The sequence below is a fragment of the Caldimonas brevitalea genome (assembly GCF_001017435.1).
GTDB lineage: Bacteria > Pseudomonadota > Gammaproteobacteria > Burkholderiales > Burkholderiaceae_C > Caldimonas > Caldimonas brevitalea.
Genome location: NZ_CP011371.1, coordinates 5,936,732 through 5,956,300, shown reverse-complemented (window position 1 = coordinate 5,956,300; position 19,569 = coordinate 5,936,732). Strand labels below are relative to the sequence as shown.

17 protein-coding genes and 1 riboswitch are annotated in these 19,569 nt (G+C 67.9%); of the genes, 6 read left to right on the top strand and 11 right to left on the bottom strand.

Translation table 11 applies throughout. The features are described 5' to 3' along the window. Positions 1-41 precede the first annotated feature (41 nt). From AAW51_RS25385 to AAW51_RS25365, 5 genes are all read right to left on the bottom strand, one after another. Positions 42-1,580 (bottom strand): FAD-linked oxidase C-terminal domain-containing protein, encoded by a 1,539-nt coding sequence (locus AAW51_RS25385; protein WP_083438570.1) that lies wholly within the window; start codon positions 1,578-1,580, stop codon positions 42-44. Between the two features lie 147 nt (positions 1,581-1,727). Next, the gene (locus tag AAW51_RS25380; RefSeq protein ID WP_047196850.1) at positions 1,728-2,339 is read right to left on the bottom strand and encodes a hypothetical protein; all 612 of its coding nucleotides are present in this window, start codon (positions 2,337-2,339) and stop codon (positions 1,728-1,730) included. Positions 2,340-2,384: 45 nt separating this feature from the next. Beyond that, positions 2,385-3,611 carry an FIST signal transduction protein gene (locus tag AAW51_RS25375; RefSeq protein ID WP_047196849.1) on the bottom strand — a complete coding sequence of 409 codons (1,227 nt, stop codon included), beginning with the start codon at positions 3,609-3,611 and terminating at the stop codon, positions 2,385-2,387. 59 nt (positions 3,612-3,670) lie between these two features. Beyond that, positions 3,671-4,372 carry a PhaM family polyhydroxyalkanoate granule multifunctional regulatory protein gene (locus tag AAW51_RS25370; protein ID WP_047196848.1) on the bottom strand — a complete coding sequence of 234 codons (702 nt, stop codon included), beginning with the start codon at positions 4,370-4,372 and terminating at the stop codon, positions 3,671-3,673. Between the two features lie 132 nt (positions 4,373-4,504). After that, a complete protein-coding gene (locus AAW51_RS25365) occupies positions 4,505-4,987 on the bottom strand; it encodes a retropepsin-like aspartic protease family protein (RefSeq protein ID WP_053013900.1) in 483 nt (160 codons plus the stop codon). A 71-nt stretch (positions 4,988-5,058) separates the two neighbouring features. Between AAW51_RS25365 and AAW51_RS25360 the strand changes: the two genes are divergently transcribed. Next, positions 5,059-5,949: a pirin family protein gene (locus AAW51_RS25360; protein ID WP_047196847.1), complete on the top strand. Its 891-nt coding sequence runs from the start codon at positions 5,059-5,061 to the stop codon at positions 5,947-5,949. Between the two features lie 84 nt (positions 5,950-6,033). On the opposite strand, the gene AAW51_RS25355 is transcribed toward AAW51_RS25360, so the two are convergent. The 3 genes from AAW51_RS25355 to AAW51_RS25345 form a co-directional block, all read right to left on the bottom strand. Next, positions 6,034-7,005, bottom strand: a complete 972-nt coding sequence (locus AAW51_RS25355; protein WP_047196846.1) for a porin — start codon at positions 7,003-7,005, stop codon at positions 6,034-6,036. A 257-nt stretch (positions 7,006-7,262) separates the two neighbouring features. Continuing rightward, positions 7,263-8,225, bottom strand: coding sequence for a porin (locus AAW51_RS25350; protein ID WP_047196845.1), 963 nt, complete (start codon positions 8,223-8,225; stop codon positions 7,263-7,265). 190 nt (positions 8,226-8,415) lie between these two features. Next, the gene (locus AAW51_RS25345) at positions 8,416-9,399 is read right to left on the bottom strand and encodes a fumarylacetoacetate hydrolase family protein (protein ID WP_047196844.1); all 984 of its coding nucleotides are present in this window, start codon (positions 9,397-9,399) and stop codon (positions 8,416-8,418) included. On the opposite strand from AAW51_RS25345, the gene AAW51_RS25340 reads away from it, so the two are divergent. From AAW51_RS25340 to AAW51_RS25330, 3 genes are all read left to right on the top strand, one after another. After that, the gene (locus tag AAW51_RS25340) at positions 9,386-10,237 is read left to right on the top strand and encodes a DUF3108 domain-containing protein (protein ID WP_157360033.1); all 852 of its coding nucleotides are present in this window, start codon (positions 9,386-9,388) and stop codon (positions 10,235-10,237) included. The genes AAW51_RS25345 and AAW51_RS25340 overlap by 14 nt on opposite strands. Before the next feature lie 185 nt (positions 10,238-10,422). Continuing rightward, positions 10,423-10,701 carry a BTH_I0359 family protein gene (locus tag AAW51_RS25335; protein ID WP_047196843.1) on the top strand — a complete coding sequence of 93 codons (279 nt, stop codon included), beginning with the start codon at positions 10,423-10,425 and terminating at the stop codon, positions 10,699-10,701. 209 nt (positions 10,702-10,910) lie between these two features. After that, positions 10,911-13,208 (top strand): ATP-binding protein, encoded by a 2,298-nt coding sequence (locus tag AAW51_RS25330; RefSeq protein WP_047196842.1) that lies wholly within the window; start codon positions 10,911-10,913, stop codon positions 13,206-13,208. A gap of 40 nt (positions 13,209-13,248) precedes the next feature. Here the strand turns inward: AAW51_RS25330 and AAW51_RS25325 are convergent, their stop codons facing one another. Continuing rightward, positions 13,249-13,641 (bottom strand): rhodanese-like domain-containing protein, encoded by a 393-nt coding sequence (locus AAW51_RS25325; protein ID WP_047196841.1) that lies wholly within the window; start codon positions 13,639-13,641, stop codon positions 13,249-13,251. A 131-nt stretch (positions 13,642-13,772) separates the two neighbouring features. On the opposite strand from AAW51_RS25325, the gene AAW51_RS25320 reads away from it, so the two are divergent. Next, positions 13,773-14,819, top strand: coding sequence for a homocysteine S-methyltransferase family protein (locus AAW51_RS25320; protein WP_047196840.1), 1,047 nt, complete (start codon positions 13,773-13,775; stop codon positions 14,817-14,819). 57 nt (positions 14,820-14,876) lie between these two features. On the opposite strand, the gene AAW51_RS25315 is transcribed toward AAW51_RS25320, so the two are convergent. Together AAW51_RS25315 and AAW51_RS25310 are read right to left on the bottom strand one after the other, a co-directional pair. After that, positions 14,877-15,485: an OmpA family protein gene (locus tag AAW51_RS25315; protein ID WP_053013898.1), complete on the bottom strand. Its 609-nt coding sequence runs from the start codon at positions 15,483-15,485 to the stop codon at positions 14,877-14,879. A gap of 179 nt (positions 15,486-15,664) precedes the next feature. Beyond that, on the bottom strand, positions 15,665-16,348 hold the full coding sequence (locus AAW51_RS25310) for a YiaD family glycine zipper/OmpA-like lipoprotein (protein WP_047196839.1): 684 nt from the start codon (positions 16,346-16,348) through the stop codon (positions 15,665-15,667). Between the two features lie 244 nt (positions 16,349-16,592). Further along, positions 16,593-16,665, top strand: a riboswitch (S-adenosyl-L-homocysteine riboswitch). A 42-nt stretch (positions 16,666-16,707) separates the two neighbouring features. Here AAW51_RS25310 and metH point away from each other — a divergent pair. Continuing rightward, the gene (gene metH, locus AAW51_RS25305; protein WP_083438568.1) at positions 16,708-19,446 is read left to right on the top strand and encodes a methionine synthase; all 2,739 of its coding nucleotides are present in this window, start codon (positions 16,708-16,710) and stop codon (positions 19,444-19,446) included. Positions 19,447-19,569 lie beyond the last annotated feature (123 nt).

Below are 19,569 nucleotides of genomic sequence, written 5' to 3'. Positions count from 1 at the left end.
GGGGGCGGCCGGCAGCGGGAGATCGGTGATCGGGGTCGCGTTCAAAACCGCTCCAGGTCGGCAAACGGCAGCAGGCCGCGGCGCACGTGCATCTTGCCGTACTCGGCACAGCGCTGCAGGGTGGGAATCACCTTGCCCGGGTTGAGCAGGCCGGCGGGGTCGAAGGCGTGTTTGAGCGCCAGCATCTGCTCGCGTTCCTCGGGCGAGAACTGCACGCACATCGAGCTGAGCTTCTCGACGCCGACACCGTGCTCGCCGGTGACGGTGCCGCCCAAGGCGACGCTGGTCTCCAGGATGTCGGCGCCGAACAGCTCGCAGCGGCGCAGCTGGTCAGGGTCGTTGGCATCGAACAGGATCAGCGGGTGCAGGTTGCCGTCGCCGGCATGGAAGACGTTGGCGCAGCGCAGGCCGTACTGGGTTTCCATCTTCGCGATGGCCTCGAGGATGTCGGCCAGGCGCTTGCGTGGGATGGTCGAGTCCATGCACATGTAATCAGGGCTGATGCGCCCGCTGGCCGGGAAGGCGTTCTTGCGCCCGCTCCAGAACTTCAGGCGCTGCGCTTCGTCGCGGCTCACTTCCACCCGCGTGGCGCCGGAGCCGACCAGCACGTCGACCATGTGGCCGATCTCCTCGTGCACTTCCTCGGGCGTGCCGTCGCTCTCGCACAGCAGGATGGCTTCGGCCTTGAGGTCGTAGCCGGCGTGCACGAAGTCTTCGACGGCGGCCGTCATCGGCTTGTCCATCATCTCGAGGCCGGCCGGGATGATGCCGGCCGCGATCACGTTGGCCACCGCGTCGCCGGCCTTGCGCACGTCGTCGAAGCTGGCCATGATGCAGCGCGCCAGCAGCGGCTTGGGCACCAGCTTGACGGTCACCTCGGTGACCACGCCCAGCATGCCTTCGCTGCCGATGAACACCGCCAACAGGTCGAGCCCGGCGGTGTCGAGCGCGTCGCTGCCGAGTTCGAGCGGCTCGCCCTCGACCGTGTAGCCGCGCACTTTCAGCACGTTGTGCAGGGTCAGCCCGTACTTGAGGCAGTGCACGCCGCCCGAGTTTTCTGCCACGTTGCCGCCGATGGTGCAGGCGATCTGGCTGCTCGGATCGGGCGCGTAGTAGAGCCCGTAGCGGGCCGCGGCCTCGCTGATCGCCAGGTTGCGCACGCCGCTTTGCACCACCGCGGTGCGGGCATAGGGGTCGACCTTCACGATCTTGTTGAAGCGCGCGAGGCTCAAGGTCACCCCCAAACGATGCGGCAAGGCGCCGCCGCTCAGGCCGGTGCCGGCGCCGCGTGCCACCACCGGCACCTGCAGCGTGTGGCAGGTGCGCAGCACGGCGGCCACCTGGGCCTCGGTTTCGGGCAGCACCACCACCATCGGCTGTTCGCGGTAGGCCGTCAGGCCGTCGCATTCATACGGAACCGTGTCTTCGCGGCGCCACAGCAGTGCCGACTCCGGCAGCAGCGCGCGCAGCGCGGCCACCACCTCGGCCTGGCGCCGTTGGCGCTCGGACTCGGGCGTTTCGGCCGCGGTGCCGGCGGGGGCCGCCGCCAGGGCCTGCTGCGGTCGCAGGGGGGCATTCATCTTGATCTCCTGTCCGGAGGCCGCCAGCAGTTGCGCGCGGCCAGCCGCGACTGTACTTCGGCGCGCGGGGAGTCCTGGGACATGCGGGGCCCGGCGGGCGGTGAGCAGTTTTGACTCGGGCGCAAAAGCGCCCGGCCTGCCCGCCCTTCAGCGGTGGTGGTGGTGGTGGTGGTGGTGCGGCGGCGGCTCGACCAAGAGCGAGGCCGGCTTGTCGGGCGGGCGGCGCGGCGTCTTCGATGGCGGCGGGGCGGGGTGCGCCGGCGGTTGCAGCCAGGGCGGACGGCCGATCGGCGGCGCGACCGGATACCGGCCCGGCACCACCCACACCGGCTGCGATTCCGCCTGGGCCCGGGCGGAGCGCTCGCGTTCGGCGGCCAGCTCGGCCTGCGCCTGGTCGCGGCGCAGGCGTTCGATTTCCAGCTGGGTGTCGAGCTGCTGGCGCGATTCGAGGTTGCGCTGCACCCGCTCGGCCGTCTGGGCGGCCTCCTGCTGGGCGGCCGCGCGCCGGGCGGCGGCCTGGGCCGGGTCGTCGGTGGGCACGTTCCAGGTTTTCAGGATCACGGCGCCGGGCACCGGACGGTCGGTGATCACCACCTGGCCGTCCGGCAGGCGTTGCTGGTAGATCGCTTGTTCCGCCGCGGCGGTGGGCGTGGCCGCGCCGAACCACAGGGCGCCGGCGAGCAGGACGAACCAGCCGGCGGCGTCGGGCAAGGGCAGCCGGCGGCGACAGGCGAGAGAGGCGGCGGGGGTGAGCGGCATGGCGGGAGTTGGACCGGATCGGCGCGGTGGGGTTCCGTGCACGGCCTAGGCGCTGGTGAACACCGTCAGCACACCGGTGTAGCCGTAGAGGTGATGGTGGGCGATTTCACCGCCGGCGAAAAAGCCGACCAGCGGGACGTCGCCGAGCGCGTGACGCACCAGTTGCAACTCGGCTGACGGGGCACCGAAATGCGGCCCGCCGCGCCCGGCACAGCTCACGTAGATGGCGCCGACGATGGCGCGAGCGGCTGTGGCCGAGGTGACGGCGCTGGCGTCGGTGGCCGGCGACGGCGGGCTGAGCGGCCGGGCCTCCTGCGGCAGGTGCTCGGGTTCGATCTCCTCGCGGATCTCGGTGCAGATGCGCACCAGGTCGCGCCGCGCTGCCTCGGCATGGCGGGCGCAGAAGGCCAGCTGCATACCCAGGCTCGGCTGCTCCGCCACCGCGATGCCGCGCTCGTGGGGGTCGATGCCGATCAGGTGGCGCACCAGGGTGTCGGCGCCGAACTGGCCGGGGCGGGCGATCGCCGGTGTGTCGGCGTCGCTCAACCCGACCAGGGTGGCCTGCAGGCGCGGCAGCGCCTTGCGGGGTTCGTCGGGGTCCAGCTGGAGGTCGCGCAGCAGGCAGTCGAGCGCCGGTTCGCCGTCGAGCGTCGCGATGACGTTACGGTCCACGCCGGTGATGCGGCGCGCGGGGCCGACCGGCTGGCAGCCCTGTGTGACGCGCGACATCAGCTGCACCGAGGTGTCGAAGGCCACGCCCGACAGGCCGCCTTCCAGGACGCGGTCGGCGATGTGCACCGTGCGCGTGCGCGCGGCGGCGAGGCCGCCGAACAAATAGCCGCTGCGGGTGCGGTCGGCCAGTTCGGCCAGCAGTTCGCCCATGTCGGGTGTGTTGCCGTCGGCGTGCACCTGGGCGGTGTGGGCTTCGAAGCCGGCCGGCAGCGGCTGGACACCCGAGAAGACCGCAAAACGGTCGCGCGGCACGTCGCCCAGCATCAGGCTGAGCCCGGGTTCGTCGAAGTACTCGACGCCGCTGCCCATCACGCCGACGCCGACGGCGCCCACCCAGCTGGTGCCCGGCAGGTAGTCCTGCAGGCGCGCGAGGATCTCGTCGGCATGGCCGGCGTAGTGGTCGGTCAGGTAGACCCAGCCGAGCGTGGGCTCCAGGGCGTGCCGCTCCTGACCGCGCAGGCCGTCGAGCTGGGCCAGGGCCAGCGACAGGGCGACCCGCCAGTCGGGGTGGGTCGCGTGGGCATGTGGAAACAGCTTCATGACCCGAGTGTGCACCAGCGCCGGCCGTGTGGCAGCTGGGGGCCGCGATCGCCCACCGCTCAGGTGTCGGCGTTCGGCGTGTCGCCTTTGGCGCCCCCGCGGCGCGCCGGCGCCTTGCGCGCGGGCGCGGTCTCGTCGCCGGCGGGCTGCAGCGGGGCCATGGTCTGCCGCAGGTTGTGCTGCGCTGTTTCGAACGATTGTTTCACCATGTCGCTGGCGCGCTGGCGGACCGCCTCGGACCCGCTGTCTTTCAGCGCTTCGGCCATCGTGTTGGTGGCGAGCGTCGCGAACTGCTGTGTCAGCGCGCCCCACCATTGCATGGGATCGATGAGACCGGCGCTCGCGGTCTGGCCTGTGCCCGTGCCCGTGCCGGTGCCGGTGCCGCTAGGGCCCGGCTTGGCAGCGGCAGCGTCCCGGTCGGGGCCCGGACCGGCGGCAGGGGCCGGCGGCGGCGAGGGCACCGTCACCTTCAGAGAGTCCCGCAGCGTGTCCATCGGCACGTTCATCGACTCCAGCGTCGCCAGGGTCATGCGTTGCACTTCCATGGCCTGGATGGTGGCACTCAACATGCGGGCGTTCTGTTCGAGCCAGAACTGCACCGTGCGCAGCTCGCCGATGCGCTTTTCGAGTTCCTTGGGGTCCAGCGTCGGCGCGACCCACTGCGTGAAGCTGGGCATCGCGCTGCCCGCGCTCTTCATCATTTCCTGGAGGAACTCGAAACCGGGCACCAGCTTGCCAAATCCTTGCATCGGGTCGTTCATGCGCTCGTCTCCGCAATGAGGAACAGATTGTGCGCCGGGGCGCAGGGCGGGCATCCGCGCGCCCGGGCCCTCTTTGGCAGATGGCAGCACGTGCAGTGCCCGCCCACGGCCGGCCGCTGGACACACCCTTTGTCAGGAGCCGCGCAGGTCGATGGTCAACTGGTCGCGGTGCTGGCCGATCTTCAGACGGCCCAACACGTCCATGCCGAGCAGAGCGTCGTCGAGCTGCGGGAGCACCACCACCCGCAGCGAACTGGCCTTGACGCCCCCTTCGAGCACCAGGTCCGCCCGTGCCCGGCTGCCGGTCACCACCCCGCCGGCGGTGCTCGAGGTCACCTTGCCGTCCGTGTCCAGCCGGGCCTTGCGTGCCACCCATTCGGGCAGCGCGGTGCGGGTGGCACCGGTGTCGACCAGGAAGTCGACCGGCACGCCGTTGATGCGGCCCGGCCAGCGGTAGTGCCCGTCGGGGCCACGGTGCAGGGTGATGACGTCGCCGCTGGCCTCGAAGCGCAAACGTTGTTGCTGCGCCTCGATGGCGCGAAAACCGAGGAACAGCGCCAGCCCGACCACCGCCCAGACGGTGATGATCTTGAGCGTGCGGGGGAACTCACTCATGATGGCGCATCCCACAAGCGATAGACCTCGCCGGCACGCCAGCGCGCAATGGATCAACAGGAGGAGGGTACATGGAACCGGTTCGACTGCATTCACACGTGAAAGATCTCGGCGCCGGCCTGCAGGTGCGCCGTTTGTTGCCGGCGGCGGCCTTGCAGGCGGTCGGCCCCTTCGTGTTCTTCGACCACTTCGGCCCCACGCAGCTGCCGCCCGGCGGGGGCATGGACATTGCGCCGCACCCGCACATCGGCCTGGCCACGGTCACCTATCTCTTCGAGGGCGTGATTGTGCATCGCGACAGTCTGGGCAGCGTGCGCGAGATCCGCCCGGGCGAAGTGAACTGGATGAGTGCCGGTCGCGGCATCGTGCACTCCGAGCGCTCGCCCGAGGGCGAGCGGGTGTCCGGGCCGCGCTTGCACGGGCTGCAGACCTGGCTCGCGCTGCCGCCCGGCGAGGAGGAATCGGCCCCGGCGTTTGTGCACGTTGACGCCAACGCCTTGCCGGTGCTGGAGGCGCACGGTGCGGTGTTGCGGGTGGTGGTCGGCGATGCGTTCGGCCGCCGTTCGCCGGTGCCGGTCAGAAGTGGCACGCTCTACGTGGTGGCGGAAATGCCGTTCGGCTGCAGCATCGAGCTGCCGCTGGATCATCCGGAGCGCGCGGTTTACGTGGTCTCGGGTTCGCTGAGCGTCGAAGGCGAGCCGGTCGATCGCGGCGAGATGCTGGTGCTGCCCGGACGGCCCGCTCGGTTGCGTGCATTGGAGAAGACGGTGGCGGTGCTGCTGGGCGGCGAGCCGCTGGAGCTGGGAGCTGAGAACAGCCACACGCATCCGCGCCACATCCGCTGGAACTTCGTGTCGTCGCGGCAGGCGCGCATCGACGCGGCGGTGGAGGCCTGGCGGCGCCAGGATCACCAGGCGTTTCCGCCGGTGCCGGGCGAGAGCGGGTTCATTGCGTATCCGTGAGCGGGGCGCTCCGCGCTCGCCGCGCACCAAAGAAAAACGGCCCCGAAGGGCCGTTTTCGCAGCTTCGATCAGGCAGTGCCTGGATCAGAAGTTGTGGCGCAGGCCGACGGCGAAGGACGAGAAGTCGTCCGGAGCCGCGTTGGCGTTGTCAGCACCGACGCCGTAGATGCCGGCTTCGTCGTTGGCCAGCTTGGTGTAGAAGGCGAACAGCTTGGTGCGCTTGGACAGGTTGTAGTTGTAGCCCACGGTGAACTGCTTGGCACCGGTGTCGTCCAAGTCGCCCAGGTCGCCGGCCACGCCCACGTTCAGGTGGAACTCCGAGGCGCCCAGGGTGTACATGCCCGACAGGCGGAAGTTGTTGCGCTTCTCGTCGTCGAACTTGTCACGCTCGTAGTAGCCACCGAAGGTGAAGGCGCCCAGTTCGTACAGCGCGCGCACGGCGAACACCTTCAGGTCGTCGTTCTTGCTGTAGCCGCCGCCCAGGTGCAGGGGGCCTTGGTCGAAGTTCAGCGCCAGCTCCCACTGGTTGGCCAGCTTTTCGCCGTCTTCAGACGCGCCTTCGTGCAGGCTGTACTGCACTTCACCGGTCAGGCCGCCGAGGCTGGGGGTGATGTAGGAGAGCTTGTTCTGGTTGCGCGAGTTGTAGGCGTACAGCGCGTCCGACGAGGAGCCGGTGTCGTGGTTGTGCAGGCTGACGTAGTCGGCGGTCGCGTAGTAGAGGGCGCTGGTCTGACGGCCCAGGCGCACCGCGCCGAAGTTGCCGGACAGGCCGACCCAGCTGTCGCCGCTCCAGAAGGCGTCGCCGCTCGTCTTGCCATCGTCGACGTTGAAGCGATGCTCGATCATGAAGTTGGCCTTCAGACCGCCGCCGAGGTCTTCCGAGCCCTTGAAGCCCAGACGCGAGGCGTTGTTCTGCAGCACGGTGCGCGACTCGTCGCCGGCCTTCTGGCGCTCGATCGAGGTGTTCAGACGGCCGTACACGGTCACGGAGCTTTGAGCGAACACCGGGGCGGCGAACGCGGCGGCCAGAGCGGCCACGAGAGCGATGCGTTTCATGTTGTATAGATGTGAAGTTGAGGAGAGAGAACCGACCCCTGTTCAAGTTACTTCGCGTTTCCGGGTCAGTACTTGCATTGTAGAAATGACAAACGTTCTTTCTCGGTACGAACCCCTAGAAAGAGGGTGTCAGGCCGTAGAACTGACGCATTGGTGCAACAGTGGTGTGGCATGGAGGTCGACCCGTGGAGGCGCGATCGCGGCTGTGAACCAAAAAAAACGGCCCCGAAGGGCCGTTTCCGCAGTGCGGACCCGAATCAGAAGTTGTGCCGTACGCCAAGCGCGAAAGACGAGAAATCGCCACCCGCGATGGGGCCCCCGGTCGTTTCGTTGGGGAAATAGACCGCGTCGTCATCGTTGCGCACCTTGGTCCAGAACGCGAACAGCTTGGTCCGCTTCGACAGGTTGTAGTTGTAGGCCGCGGTGACTTGCTGCGCGCCGGTATCGTCGACACCGCCGCGGTCGTCGGCGTACCCGAAGTTCAGGTGGAATTCGGACGCCCCCATCGTGTACATCCCGGCCAGCCGGTAGTTGTTGCGGTACTCGTCTTCGAATTCGTCGCGCTGGTAGTAGCCGCCGAACGTGAAGGCACCGAACTCGAACAACGCCCGGACGGTGGCTGCACGGTCGTCTTCGTTGCGCGTAAAACCGCCGCCCAGGTGGAGGGGCCCCTGGTCAAAGTTGGCCGCGATTTCCCAGGCGTTGCCTTGTCCGGCGACACCTTCACGCAGGCTGTACTGGCCTTCCAGGGTCAGGCCGCCGAAGGACGGCGTGGTGTAGGCGACCTTGTTGGTGGTGCGCATCACGTAGGCGTACAGCTTGTCTTCAGAACTGCCGGTATCGTGGTTGTGAAGACTGACGTAGTCGGCCGTCGCGAAGTAAGTGGCGCTGGGAGTGTTCCCGAAGCGCACCGTGCCGAATCCGCCGGCCAAGCCCACCCAGCTTTCGCGACCCCAGAAACTGGCGCTGGCGGTCTTCCCGTCGTCAACGTTGAAGCCATGCTCGAGTTGGAACACCGCTTTCAACCCGCCGCCCAGATCTTCGGTGCCCTTGAAGCCGAGACGCGAGGCGTTGTCGACGAGTTTCACCGTGGTCTCGTTCTGCTGCCGCTGGCGCTCCACCGACGTGTTCAGGCGGCCATACACCTGCAAAGAACTTTGCGCGAAAGCCGGGACCGCCACGGCACCGGCGAGCGCGGCCACAAGAGCGATGCGTTTCATGTGTGCTTCCTTCTGAGAGAGTGTGAGAGAGAGGTCGACACAAGCCGGACGCCGTGCAACCGGCGTGTCCTGACGAGTCATACGATTGTAAAAATGGGCCGCGCGGCCACCCATGAAATGACCGGGAATTGCGCTGGAACACACCGGAAGTGATGCAGCTTCGCAACACCTCGGTGGTGATCGCTCGCTTTCAGCGGCGCGCCGCCACCGCTTGATCGATGGCGCCGAACACCGACACGCCGTCGCCGCCCTTGACCTCCATCCGCACCGTGTCGCCCAGCTTCATGAACTCGGTCTTCGGCGCGCCGTGCTCCAGCGTCTCGAGCGCCCGCTTCTCGGCGATGCAGCAGTAGCCGCGCGCCGTGTCCTGGTTGCTGACGGTGCCGCTGCCGACGATGGCGCCGCTGCGCAGCTGCCGGGTCTTGCAGAGGTGCGAAATCAGCTGGCCGAAGTGAAACTGCATCTCCGGGCCGGTCTCGCACAAGCCCACTTTCTTGCCGTTCCAGCTCACCTGCAGGTTCAGGTGCACCCGCCCGCCTTGCCAGGCGGGGCCCAGTTCGTCGGGCGTCACCGCCACCGGGGCGAAGGCGGCGGTCGGGCGGCTGAGCACCAGGCCGGAGCCCTTGGCCAGTTCGGGCGGCATCAACTGGCGCAGCGTGATGTCGTTGACCAGCATCAGCAGTCGCACCGATTCGAGCGCCTCTTGCGGCGGGGTCGCCATCGCCACGTCCCCGGTCACCACCGCGAGGCCGGCGCCGAAGTCGATGCCGTAGTCCTCGCTGCGCACGACGATGTCGTCTTGCGGGCCGAGAAAGTCGTCACTGGCCCCCTGGTAGAGCAGCGGGTCGCTCTTGGCATGTTCCAGCGCGGGCGCACCGCGGGCCTTGCGCAGCACCTGCTCGTGCTGCAAGTACGCCGATCCCGCCACCCATTGGTAGGCGCGCGGCAAAGGTGCCATGCACAACGACGGGTCGAAGGGGAAGGCGTGCCGCGCCTTGCCCTGGTTGAGGGTGGTGTACAGGTCCTGCAACTGCGGAGACACGAAGTTCCAGTCGTCCAACACCTGTTGCAAGCGCGATGCGATGCCGCTCGCATAATGCGCCATGCTCAAATCTCTCGACACGACAACCAGTTGGCCGTCGCGCGAGCCGTCCTTGTAAGTGGCGAGCTTCATGTCTGCGGTTCTGTTCGATCGAGGCCGCGATTCTAAAGACGGCCACACCCGCTCCCAGGCAGACCCTCCCGGTCTGCTGAGCCCAGCACCCCGGCTCGACGGCGATCCCGGCCGGCGTCGCTTGCTGTGCGGCCTCGGCGCCGCCGCGCTGTGCGGCATCGGCTCAGGGGTGAGCGCCGCACCGCGTTTCAGTAAGGCACAGGCGCGCGCGCCGGGCGCGTTCTCGTTCGTCTACCAGTTGCGGCGCAGCGGCCTGACCGGCACCGGACAGCTCGTCTGGGCGCCGGTCGCCTCGTCCTACCAACTGCGGCTCGAAGGCCGGGCGCCTTTGCTGGGGACGCTGATCGAGCAGCTCAGCGTCGGTCGGTTGGGCCCGGCGGGCTTGCTGCCGGAACGCTTCACTGAACGCCGGCGGGGCCGCGACGAACAAGCCACGGAATTCCGCGCCGACCAAGGCAAGGTCGTCGTGTTGGGCGGCGAGGGCGGCGAACACCCGCTGGTGCCCGGTGCCCAGGATCGCGTCAGCTGGATGGTGCAACTCGCCGCGCTCGCGCTGGCGGACCCGAAGAACGTCAGCCCCGGCCGCACGCTCACGATGCCCGTTGTCAACCGGCACGGCGACACTGAGAGCTGGCGGTTCCAGTGTCAGCCGCCGCAGTCGGTGCCGCTCGCGGGAGGGGCCGTCCGCGCTGCCCGGCTGGTACGGCCGGCGCAGCGGGAAGGGGGCGCCGCCGCGGAAGTCTGGCTCGACCCAACACGTCAATATCTGCCGGTTCGCGCGCGCCTCATTGATGGGCGCGGTGACCCCTTGGAACTGTTGTTGCAGAACGAAGGCTGACAGAAATCCCAGCGCCGCAGGCGCCGCATGGGCTGCCACGCCGCTGTTCAGCCCGATGTCAGGCTCCACCGGCCCCGATAACCACAAGGCTGGGGATGGCTTGAAATTTGCGTGTCATGCTCCATCTACATCGCGTCACGAGAACCCCCTGCAGTCCGCGGGGGGTCTCCTCCAAGGAGTCCGTCATGCAAATGCTTTACAACTCAGAGAACTTCGCGGTCGTCGAGTTCGAAGTGCCGGCGTCGGCGCTCGAAGACGAGGCCGAGATCGGAGGGCTGACGCGGGGTGGCTACGAGATCGTCGACAAGTTCAAGCGCAAAGAGATCTACATCGAAGGCGCGCTGGCGGAGAGCTTCAAGCAGGGTGTCGAAGCCCTGATCGAAGGCTCGCCGACCGTCGAAGACATCGACGCCTACATCGAGCGCTTCTCGTCGCTGATGTTGCAGCCGGTGGTGCTGCACTGATCCTCCTCCGCCGGGGCTCGCCCCGGCGGCTGTCGATGCCCGCCGCTGTACGCCATGCGTGCCGGCCGGGGTGAGCGCGGTGCCCTGCTGTCGCCGCGGTCCGATCCCTCCTTTCCTTGTGCAGACGACTGGGGTATCGTGCCTCGTCCCGACGCACGGCCCCGCCGTGCGGCGACCCGGGGCGCAACCGCCCCAGGAAGGAGGCGTTGATGGTGAAACGGCATATCGAGACACGCGTGCTCGTGTCGCCCGGGCTCGCCGAAGCCCCGGTGCTCGACCGCATGTGTTCTCATTTCCTGCTGACCCTGACACTGCGGCACGTCGGCCGCTTCAATGTCCGGCGTGACTGGAGCAGCCTGCTGGCGCTGACCGGCAAGCATCTGGTGTGGCCGGCCACGGTGCTGGCCCGCTTGCGCGAATTCCTCGCTCGCCGCTGTGCGGGCAACGAGCATTGGGCCGGCCACGAGCAGCTGAACGACGCCGAGTTCCTGGCGCGGCACGGTGTGTGGGCCGGGCCCTATGAAGAAGGCACACTCTTTTTCTACATCGACGAGTACATCAAGGACGCGCCCAAGGACCTGCTGGCCGTGCTCGGCGCCACCTGCGAGTGGCTCGGGCGGCAGTTGAAGAAGCAGAGCACGCTGGTCGAGAAGAACATCGACGCGCTCGCCGGACTGCTGCAGCTGAACCCCGCCGAGCGCGCGCTGCTGCTGTATGGCACGCTGGCGCGCTACCAGCGCGAGCTGCGCGGCCTGTTGGTCGAGTTCAAGGTGGCCAACGCGCAGGAAGCCTATGCGGTGCTCGCCGAGATCGCCGGTGTCGACGAGAAAGACGTCGCCGAGGCGTTGCGGGCGGGCTCGCGGCTCGAGCGCATCGGCATGGTCGAGAACCTGATCTCCGAGCACAACATCACCGACCTGGCCGACCTGATGAAGGTCTCCGAGCAGCTGCCGCCGGTGCTGATGCGCGAATACCGCGACGAGTCCGAGCTGATGGCGGTGTTCACGCGGCCCGCGTCGCGCAGCGAGCTGTCGCTGGCCGACTTCCATTACGTCGCCGACGACGTCCGCATGCTCGTGTCCTTGCTCCGCAACGCGGTGGCGCAAAAAGAGCCGGGTGTGAACATCCTGCTGTACGGACCGCCCGGCACCGGCAAGACCGAGCTGGCCAAGGTGGTCGCGCAGGCGGCCGGGCTGGAGCTCTACGAGGTCGAGTACGCCGACCGCGACGGCAATTCGCTGTCGGGCCGCGACCGTTATCGCTCGCTGCAGATCAGCCATGTATTTCTGAAGGGCAGCCCCAATGTGGCGCTGCTGTTCGACGAAGTGGAAGACGTGTTCCCGCCGCTCAGCACCGACACCGCGCAGCTGATGGCGCGGCTGGAGGTGGGCGACGGCTTGCCGAGCGGCTCGGTCAGTGGCAAGGCCTGGGTCAACCAGATCCTCGAGAGCAACCCGGTGCCGGTGGTTTGGGTCACCAACCGCATCGAGCAGATCGACCCGGCCTTCCGGCGCCGGTTCCAGTACCACCTCGAGCTCAAATCACCGCCGCCGGGCGCGCGCGAGGCGCTGGTCGCCAAGGCGCTGGCCGGCGTTCCGGTCGCGCCCGAGTTCGTCGCCAAGCTGTCGGCGCGCAAGGGCCTGACCCCGGCGCAGGTGCGCACGGCAGTGCGCTTTGCCCGCCTGGCCGGCGGGGACGACGGCGTCGAGGCGCTGATCGAGCGGCAGCTCTGCAATGCCGACAAGGCGCTCGGCGCGGCGTCGCCCGAGCGCGGCGCCCGCCACGTCGTCACGCAGTACGACCTCGCGCTGCTCCACACTGAAACCCGCTTCGAGCTGCCCCGCATCGTCGAAGCCTTGCGACGCAAGGGCTTCGGCACCTTGTGTTTTCACGGGCCACCGGGTACCGGCAAGACGGCCCTGGCCGAGCACATCGCGCGTGAACTGCAGCAGCCGCTGATGGTGCGGCAAGCCTCCGACCTGGTCAGCAAATACGTCGGCGAGACCGAACAGAACATGGCCCGCATGTTCGAAGAGGCCGAGGCCGAACACGCCGTGCTGCTCCTCGACGAGGCCGACAGTTTCTTGCGGAGCCGCCGGATGGCGGAGCGCAACTACGAGGTGAGCGAAGTCAACGAGATGCTGCAGGGCATGGAGCGCTTCCGCGGCATCTTCGTTTGCACCACCAACCTCTTCGAAGAACTGGACGAGGCGGCGCTGCGTCGCTTCACCTTCAAGATCCGCTTCAAGCCGCTGCGCCTGGACCAGCGTGAACGTATGTTCGTGGCGGAAGCGTTGGCGGGGGAGGCCGAGCGGTTGACGCCCGAGCAGCGCCGCCGCCTGGCCAAGCTCGACGCGCTGACGCCCGGCGATTTCGCCTCGGTGCGGCGGCAGGTCGACATCCTGGCGGTCGAATTCGACGCCGAAGAGTTCCTGGCACAGCTGGAGGCCGAGCACCGCGTCAAACCCGAGGTGCGGCGTCAGGCCGGCATGGGGTTCGTGCACTAGTGGGCCGCATCGGAGGGCGGTGCCCGCGGCCCTGCCGCCGCTACATCTGCTGCCAGGGCAGCCCGTCGTGGCGCCAGCCGTTGAGCGTGTTGCGGTGGAAATCGGCGTCGAGTTCACCCTCGAAGCCATGCAGCACGCTCAACACCTCGCGGAAACCCGCCGCCTCGAGCGCGACGCCCGCCGGCTCGGTGCGGTTGCCCGAGCGGCACAGCAGCATCACCGGGCGTTCGTGCGTGCCGGCTTCGCGCAGCACCTGCTGAACGAAGCGCTCGGGCTGCGGCACCATCTCGGGGTATTCGTACCAGGGAATGTGGACGATGCCCGGCGGATGGCCGACGTAGAGGTGTTCGAGTTCCATGCGCACGTCGACGAACACGGTGTCAGGGTGCGCCTGCAGGTAGGCCCAGGCCTGTTTGGGAGCGAGATACTTCATAAGGGAAACATGCCGTCGACGCATTCTCGAGCAAGGCGGCGGCGACCACCAGGGAGGATTGCCCGGATCGCGCGGTTGTTTGTGTCAGCCCTGACGGTCGCGCGGTGCGCCGCTCTCCCTACAATCGGCGCATGAGTGCCCATCCCTACACCCGCGCCGCCCGCCTGCCCGAGATCCTGAAGCAACGTATCGTCGTGCTCGACGGTGCGATGGGCACCATGATCCAGCGCTACAAGCTGGGCGAAGCCGATTACCGGGGCGAGCGGTTTGCCGACCACGGCAAAGACCTGAAGGGCAACAACGAACTGCTGCAGTTCACGCGGCCCGACGTGATCCGCGAAATCCATGAAGGCTATTTGCGCGCCGGCGCCGACATCGTCGAGACCAACACCTTCGGCGCCACCCGCATCGCCCAGGAAGACTACGACCTGCCGCACCTGGCGCGCGAGATGAACGTCGAAGCCGCCCGTATCGCTCGGGCTGCCTGCGATGCCTACAGCACGCCAGACAAGCCGCGCTTCGTCGCCGGCGCCTTCGGCCCCACGCCGCGCACGGCGAGCATCAGCCCCGACGTCAACGACCCGGGCGCGCGTAACGTCAGCTTCGACGAATTGAAGGCGGCGTATTACGAGCAGGGCGAAGGCTTGCTCGAAGGCGGCGCCGACCTGTTCCTGGTTGAGACCATCTTCGACACGCTCAACGCCAAGGCGGCGATCTTCGCGATCGACGAGCTGTTCGAGGCCACCGGGGAGCGTTTGCCGGTGATCGTGTCCGGCACCGTGACCGATGCGTCCGGGCGCATCCTGTCCGGGCAGACCGTGGGTGCCTTCTGGCACTCGGTGCGGCATGCGCGGCCGCTCGCGATCGGGCTCAACTGCGCGCTCGGTGCGGCGCTGATGCGCCCCTACATCGAAGAGCTGTCCAAGCTCGCCGACGACACCTACGTCAGCTGCTATCCGAACGCCGGCCTGCCCAATCCGATGAGCGACACCGGCTTCGACGAGACCCCCGAGATCACCGGGGGCCTGATGGAAGACTTCGCCAAGGCCGGTTTCCTCAACATCGTCGGCGGTTGCTGCGGCACGACGCCCGACCATATCGCCGAGATTGCCCGGCGTGTCGCGCGCTACCAGCCGCGCTGCCGGCACGAGGGCCTGTTCACGCAGCTGGTGGCCTGAAGCCACACGGCACGCCCGCCCGCCGCATGGGCGCGGGGGCAAGCGCGGCGCTCGCTTTCAGCGGCCGGCCGGGTGGGACACCACCAGTTCGACGCGCCGATTGCGGGCGCGGTTTTCGGCGTTGTCGTTCGCGACCACCGGCTCACGTTCGCCGCGGCCTTCCGCGATGATCCGTTCGGCCGTCACGCCGCGCGTCACCAGGTAGTCGCGTGCCGAGTTGGCGCGCTCTAGCGAGATGCGGTCATTGACGGCGTTCGAGCCGACGGTGTCGGTGTGGCCGACCACCCGCACTTGCAGTGCCGACGCGGCGGCGAGCGGGGCGGCGACCTGGTCGAGGAAGAGGCGGAATCGGTTGTTGATGCCGGTGCGGCCGCTGTCGAAGGCGGCATCGCCGGTCGCGCGGATCAGCAGCTGGTTGTTCTCGGTGCGCGAAACATCGACACCGCCGGCCTGAGCGGCCTGCTGGGCGGCGGCCATCAGCGAGGCCAACGCGGGGCTCCAGGCGTTGCCGCCGATGACCGAGGGCGGCGGCGGCGGCGGCGGGGCGGCGGGCGCGGTGGTGGCTGGCGAGGGGCTCGGCGCAGGGTCGGTGGCACAGCCGGCGGCCAAAGCCAGAACCGACAGCACCGTCGCTGCGAGGCCGTGGCGACGCGGATCGAAAGTCATTCAGAAAACTCCTTGAACGGCGTGGCCGGCTCGCCTCGAGCGCGGCCCACCCACAAAAAAAGACAGCCAAAGACGGTGAAGTCCTTGGCTGCGAATTGTCACACTGTGCCAGCCGGGGGCGCACCTCGCAGATGAGGGGCCCCTGGTGCGGGGGTGGTGGGCGGGCTACGGGCGCGCCATCAGCGCGCCGGTTGGGCCCCCTGCGCCACCTGCTCACGCTCGGCGACGTAGATCTCGACCCGCCGGTTCTCCGCGCGGCCCGCATCGCTCTCATTGGACGCCACCGGCGCGCGGTCGCCGCGGCCGTCGATGGCGACGCGGGCGTACGGCACGCCGCGGCCGACCAGATAGTCACGCGTGCTGGCGGCGCGGTCCACCGACAGGCGGTCGTTGGTGGCGTCGCTGCCAGTGTTGTCGGTATGGCCGATCACGCGAATCTCGGTGGTGCCATGCTCGCGCATGCTGGCCGCGAACTTGTCGAGCACCGTCGCCAGCTGCGGCTTGATGGCCGAGCGACCGGTGTCGAAGCCGGCGTCGCTCGGGATCTGCACTTTGATCTGGTTGTCGGCGGTGCGCTCGACATCGATGCCGGTGCCCGCAGTGGCCTGGTCCATCTTGGCCTTCTGCTCTTCCATGCGCTTCGACCAGATATAGCCCCCCAGCGCGCCGATGCCGGCGCCGACGGCGGCTCCGGTGGCCGCACTCTTGCCGCGATTGCCGCCAGCGGTCGCAGCGCCGAGCACCGCGCCTGCGGCGGCGCCGATGCCGGCCCCCTTGGCGGTGTTGCCCTGGGTTTCGCTCATGTTGGCGCAGCCACTGGCGAAGATGGCGAGGGCGGCGATCGAAATGATGGATCGTTTCACGATGCACTCCTTTGTTCTGTTGGACAGCGGTATCCGATTGAGCCCGAAACGCGCCGGCCCGACTAGGCCGGACGCGTGAAACATGTAACCGAGCCACTGCAAGCCCTGTGCCGGCCCTGGTGTGAGGACGTACTAGCGGGAGCCTCCGGAAGGCGGCGGCGGCCGCGCGGGACCTGTTCTTGCACCGTTCCGGGCGTGATGCCGTCAGGCGCACTCGAGCGCGAGGGTATGTCGTAAAATCCGCCGCTCCAAGGAGCGTTGCAGCGCCCCGACACGCGGGCGTCAGGCTTGGATGTATGCAACGACGCTCGCCCGTGCCGCGGGTGAGCCGTGGTCGTCCGTAACCTGCTGGGTGCGCCATGTCCGAACACACCACTCCCTCTGCCGCTGCTGCCGTTGCGCCGATGCGACTGTCCGGTCTCGAACCGGTCACCATCGGGGCCGGCCATCTGTTCGTCAACATCGGCGAACGTACCAACGTCACCGGCTCCAAGGCCTTCGCGCGAATGATCCTCAACGGCCAGTTCGAAGAGGCCTTGAGCGTCGCCCGGCAGCAGGTCGAAAACGGCGCCCAGGTCATCGACGTCAACATGGACGAGGCGATGCTGGACAGCCAGGCGGCCATGGTGCGATTTTTGAACCTGATTGCCGGCGAGCCGGAGATCGCGCGCGTGCCGATCATGATCGACTCGTCCAAATGGAGCGTCATCGAGGCCGGCCTGAAGTGCATCCAGGGCAAGGGCATCGTCAACTCGATCTCGATGAAAGAGGGCGAAGCCGAGTTCCGCCGCCAGGCCAAGCTGATCAAACGCTACGGCGCGGCCACGGTCGTGATGGCGTTCGACGAGCAAGGCCAGGCCGACACCTTCCAGCGCAAGATCCAGATCTGCGAGCGGGCCTACCGCATCCTGGTCGACGAGGTCGAGTTCCCGCCCGAAGACATCATCTTCGACCCCAACATCTTCGCGATCGCGACCGGCATCGAAGAGCACGACAACTACGCCGTCGACTTCATCAACGCCACCCGCTGGATCAAGCAGAACCTGCCGGGCGCCAAGGTGAGCGGCGGCGTCAGCAACGTCAGCTTCAGCTTCCGCGGCAACGAGCCGGTGCGCGAGGCGATCCACACGGTGTTCCTGTACCACGCGATCCAAGCCGGCATGGACATGGGCATCGTCAACGCCGGCATGGTCGGCGTCTATGACGACCTCGACGCCGACCTGCGCGAGCGTGTCGAAGACGTCGTGCTGAACCGGCGCCCCGACTCGACCGAGCGCCTCCTCGAGATCGCCGAACAAGTGAAGGGCGCGGCCAAGGACGACAGCGCCAAGCTGGCCTGGCGCAACGCTGACGTCGACGAGCGCTTGAGCCATGCGCTGATCCACGGCATCACCGACTTCATCGTGGCCGACACCGAAGAGGTGTGGCAACGCATCCGCGCCCGCGGCGGCCGGCCGTTGCACGTCATCGAAGGCCCCTTGATGGCCGGCATGAACGTGGTCGGCGACCTGTTCGGCGCCGGCAAGATGTTCTTGCCCCAGGTGGTCAAGTCGGCCCGCGTGATGAAGCAGGCGGTGGCGCACCTGGTGCCTTACATCGAGGAAGAAAAACGCCAGGTGGCCGCGGCCGGCGGCGACGTCAAGGCCAAGGGCAAGATCGTCATCGCGACCGTCAAGGGCGACGTGCACGACATCGGCAAGAACATCGTCACCGTCGTGCTCCAGTGCAACAACTTCGAAGTCGTCAACATGGGCGTGATGGTCCCGTGCCAGGACATCCTCTCGAAGGCCAAGGCCGAGGGTGCCGACATCATCGGCCTGTCGGGCCTGATCACGCCCAGCCTGGAGGAGATGCAGTACGTCGCCAGCGAGATGCAGCGGGACGACTACTTCCGTGAGAAGAAGCTGCCCTTGCTGATCGGCGGCGCCACCACCAGCCGCGTGCACACCGCGGTCAAGATCGCACCCAAGTACGAAGGGCCGGTGGTGTACGTGCCCGACGCGTCGCGCAGCGTCAACGTCTGCAGCGAGTTGCTGAGCGACGAGCGGGCCGCCCGCTACCTCGACGAGCTGAAGGCCGACTACGAAAAGGTGCGGCAGCAGCACGCCAACAAGAAGGCCACGCCGCTCGTCAGCCTGGCCCAGGCCCGCGCCAACAAGACCCCGATCGACTGGTCGGCCTACACGCCGCCCAAGCCCAAGGTCATCGGTCGCCGCGTGTTCAAGAACTACGACCTGGCCGAGATCGCCCAATACATCGACTGGGCGCCTTTCTTCCAGACCTGGGACCTGGCCGGCGCCTTCCCCGCCATCCTGAACGACGACGTCGTCGGCGAGTCGGCGCGCCGCGTCTACAGCGACGGCCAGCGCATGCTCAAGCGCATCATCGAAGGCCGCTGGGTCACCGCCAATGCCGTGATCGGCCTCTACCCCGCACGCCAGGTCAACGACGACGACATCGAGCTGTATGCAGACGAAGCCCGCACCCAGCCCTTGATGACCTGGCACGGCCTGCGCATGCAGAGCGAGCGGCCGGTGGTCGATGGCGTGCGCAGGCCCAACCGCTGCCTGGCCGACTTCGTGTCGCCGCTCGGCAACGACTATGTCGGCCTGTTCGCCGTCACGGCCGGGCTTGGCGTCGAGAAGAAGGAGCGGGCCTTCCTCGACGATCTGGACGACTACTCGGCCATCATGTTCAAGGCGCTCGCCGACCGGCTCGCCGAGGCGCTGGCCGAGTGCATGCACCACCGGGTGCGCACGGATCTCTGGGGTTACGCGGCCGACGAACGACTGGACAGCGCCGCGTTGATCGCCGAGCAATACCAGGGCATCCGCCCCGCGCCGGGCTACCCGGCCTGCCCGGACCACACCGTCAAACGCGAGATGTTCCGCGTGCTGGCGTGCGACGAGATCGGCATGGAGCTGACCGAGAGCCTGGCAATGACCCCCGCCGCCAGCGTCAGCGGCTTTTACCTGTCGCACCCGGAGGCCACCTATTTCAACGTCGGCAAGATCGGGCCCGACCAGGTGGCCGACTGGGCCGCTCGCAGCGGGCAGGCGGCGGCGGAGGTCGAGCGCTCCTTGTCAGCCTTGCTGTAGGCGAACACAGCGAGAGGAGGGCCGCTGCGACGACCGCGCGGCCCGAGTCGCGCATCGCTGCCCCGCGCCGCCTTCATGTTTCGTTTGTTTACTGAAGTGTCAAAAAAAGACGTCTTGCTGACA